The sequence below is a fragment of the Streptomyces sp. NRRL WC-3549 genome, assembly GCF_000721935.1.
Classification (GTDB): domain Bacteria; phylum Actinomycetota; class Actinomycetes; order Streptomycetales; family Streptomycetaceae; genus Streptomyces.
The window spans coordinates 96,051-99,253 of sequence record NZ_KL585386.1; the positions used below are offsets into that span (position 1 = coordinate 96,051).

General features: G+C 74.0%; 3 protein-coding genes. All 3 read right to left on the reverse strand.

From position 1 onward, the window contains the following. Positions 1–305 precede the first annotated feature (305 nt). Complete coding sequence (locus IH13_RS0104815) at positions 306–500, reverse strand: hypothetical protein (RefSeq protein WP_031081272.1); 195 nt, start codon at positions 498–500, stop codon at positions 306–308. A gap of 378 nt (positions 501–878) precedes the next feature. After that, positions 879–2,027, reverse strand: a complete 1,149-nt coding sequence (locus IH13_RS0104820; RefSeq protein ID WP_031081274.1) for an acyl-CoA dehydrogenase family protein — start codon at positions 2,025–2,027, stop codon at positions 879–881. Further along, on the reverse strand, positions 2,024–3,203 hold a 1,180-nt coding region (locus IH13_RS0104825), incomplete at its 5' end, for an acyl-CoA dehydrogenase family protein (protein WP_031081276.1). The genes IH13_RS0104820 and IH13_RS0104825, both read right to left, overlap by 4 nt.

Here is a 3,203-nt window from a genome sequence, read left to right on the forward strand (position 1 = left end):
CTCACGGCAGCAGGAGGCGCAGTAACCGCACAGCCGCTCGTCGCCCTGTCTCGTCGACCACTGGCGCTGCTGGCAGCGGCAGCACAGGGCGCTGTTGCAGTACTCGTGGTGCGCGGCTCCCGAGTGCCGTCCGGGGGGCGGGAATGACATCGCTTGCGTTCTCCAGGTGCGTGGCGGGGAACACTCGGTCCCCGCCCGGTCGACGTGGGCCGCGTGGGCCCGCCGTCGACGTTACCGCTCCGCGCGGGCGGGTGCGGCGCTGCCCCGCGCGCACCGGCCTCCTCCCGCACCTGAGGCGCGCGGCGTCACGGATGCAGGCCGCTGACCACGTCCGCGGTGGCGGCGATGCCCTCGTGGATGGTCGGCGCCATGCTCGTGCTCGCGAGGAGGAAGCCCAGCATGCCGCAGACGATCGCATGCGAGACCTTGAGACCCCCGTTACGCAGGAAGACCACTGCGAGGAACAGCAGAAGCAGCACGAGCGAGATCGAGATAACCATGGCCAGCCTCCTCTGCCGCGCCGGATTTGCGGCATTCGGCGGCCAGTGTGGCGTAGCGGGGAGGCCGTCCGGCGCACTGGCGCGTGCGCCGAACGGGTGTTGACGCACGGTGACCGGCCGCGCTCCTCGCGGGCCGGCCGGCGGAGGCCGCGGCCGTGCCGTTCGCGGCGGCGCAGAAACGTTTCGAGCTCGGCCCGGTCGCCGGTGTCGAGGTGGGCGGCGCCCCCATCGAGCGGTTCGGTCCGTACGGCGTCCCGCAGAGGGCCGGGCGTGTCGGGTACGCCCCGGAGGTGGCGAGCACTGGCGCCCCCGGTGTCGAAAGCGCCTCGTCGGCCGCTTCCCCGGCCCCGGGACGCATACGGGCCGGGGCGGTCGCCGCTACGGGGCGGGCAGCTCCGCCAGCGCGGCGACGGTCTCGCGGTGACGCCCCGCGGTCCCGTACGCGATCGAATCGGCCTTGGCCCGCTTCAGGTACAGGTGCGCGGGATGCTCCCAGGTCATGCCGATGCCGCCGTGCAGCTGGACGCACTCCTCGGCCGCGTGGACGGCGGCTTCGGAGCAGTAGGCCTGGGCCACCGCCACCGCGAGCGGTGCGTCGGGGCTTCCGCTCGCCAGCGCGTCGGCCGCGTTGCGGGCGGCGGCCCGGGCGGAGACGACCTCCAGCCAGAGCTGGGCCATCCGGTGCTTGAGCGCCTGGAACGAGCCCACCGGCCGGTTGAACTGGTGGCGTTCGCGGGTGTACCGGACGGTCTCGGTCAGACACCACTCGGCCAGGCCGAGCTGCTCGGAGGCGAGCAGTCCGGCACCGGCCAGCAGCCCGCGGGCGACGGCCGCCCCCGCCGGACCGGGCTGCGCGAGGAGCGTGCCCTCGGCGCCGGAGAAGGTGGTCTCGGCGAGCGGGCGGGTCAGGTCGAACGGTACGAGCGGTTCCACGGTGACGCCCGGTCCGGCGCACTCCACCGCGTACAGTCCCTCGGCCGTGGGCACGAGCAGCACGTCGGCCATCGCCGCGTCGGCGACTCCGGTCACCGTCCGTTCGAGGGTGCCCGTCAGGGCCGCCGCGGCGTCGGCGGCGGGTGTGGCGAACGGCAGGGCGAGCACGGCGATCCTGCGCCCCGTCGCCAGGTCCGCCAGGAGCCCGGCCGCCGGGCCGTCCTGTGCGTCGAGGGCGAGGAGGATCTCGGTGGCGACCACGGCGCTGGTCAGGTACGGGGCCGGTGCGACGCTGCGGCCGAGCTCCTCCAGGACGACGGCCGCCTCGCGGTGGCCCGCCCCCTGTCCCCCGAGCTCCTCCGGCACCAACAGCCCGGCCGCCCCGATGCCGCTCGCCAGGGATTCCCAGAGCTGCCGGTCGTAGGGCGTGGCGGCCTCCGTGGCGGCGATCACCGACGGCGCTCCGGCCCGGGCGGCGAGCAGCGCCCGGACGGCCGAGCGGAGGTCCTCCTCGGTCTCGGAGTAGAGGAGGTCGGGGGCGTGTGCCTCCCGCGCGGGCGCGGTCTGCCGTGCGGGGCCGGTCTCTGTGCTCATCGGGCGAGGTCCTTCCAGGCGGCGTCCTTGTCGTCGCGCGGTTCGGCGGGCAGTCCCAGAACGCGTTCGGCGACGATGTTGAGCAGGACCTCACTCGTCCCGCCCTCGATGGAGTTGCCCTTGGAACGCAGATAGCGGTAGCCCGCGTCGCGTCCGGTGAAGTCCACGGTCTCCGGCCGGCGCATGGTCCAGTCGCTGTACAGCAGGCCCTCGTCACCCAGGAGTTCGACCTCCAGGCCGCTGATCTCCTGGTTGAGGCGGGCGAACGCCAGCTTCATGCCCGAGCCCTCGGGGCCGGGCTGCCCGGCGACGAGCTGCTGGCGCAGCCGTTCGCCGGTGAGGCGGGCCACCTCGGCCTCGACCCAGAGGGTGAGCAGGCGCTGGTGCAGGTCGTGTGCGCGCAGTTCGGGCCGTTCGCGCCAGGTCTTCGCGACGGTGCCGATCATGCCGCCCTCGCGGGGGACACGGGCCCCGCCGATGGAGACGCGCTCGTTCATCAGCGTGGTCCGGGCGACCTTCCACCCCTCGCCGACCGGCCCCAGCCGTCTGGTGTCGGGGATGCGTACGCCGGTGAGGAAGACCTCGTTGAACTCGGCCTCTCCGGTGATCTGGCGGAGCGGCCGGACCTCGACGCCCGGGTCGCTCATGTCGCAGACGAAGTAGCTGATGCCTCGGTGCTTGGGGACGTCCGGGTCGGTACGGGCGATGAGGATCGCCCAGCGGGCCAGATGGGCGCTGGAGGTCCACACCTTCTGCCCGTCCACCACCCAGTCTTCGCCGTCACGTACGGCGCGGGTGCCGAGGGCCGCGAGGTCGGACCCGGCGCCGGGCTCGCTGAAGAGCTGGCACCAGACCTCCTCCCCCACCCACAGGGGGCGCAGGAAGCGCTGCTTCTGCTCGTCGGTGCCGTGGTCGAGGATCGTGGGCGCGGCCATGCCGAGGCCGATCCCGATACGGCGCGGGTCGTTGTCCGGCGCCTGGGCGGCGGCCAGTTCGGCGTCCACCACCCCTTGCAGGGAGCGCGGTGCGTCGAGTCCGCCGAGTCCGACGGGGTAGTGCACCCAGGCCAGTCCGGCGTCGAAGCGCGCCTGGAGGAAGGCGGTGCGCCCGGTGGTGGCCGGCGGGTGCGCGGCGAGCAGTTCCCGGGTTCGCCGGCGGATCCCTGCCGCGTCGGTG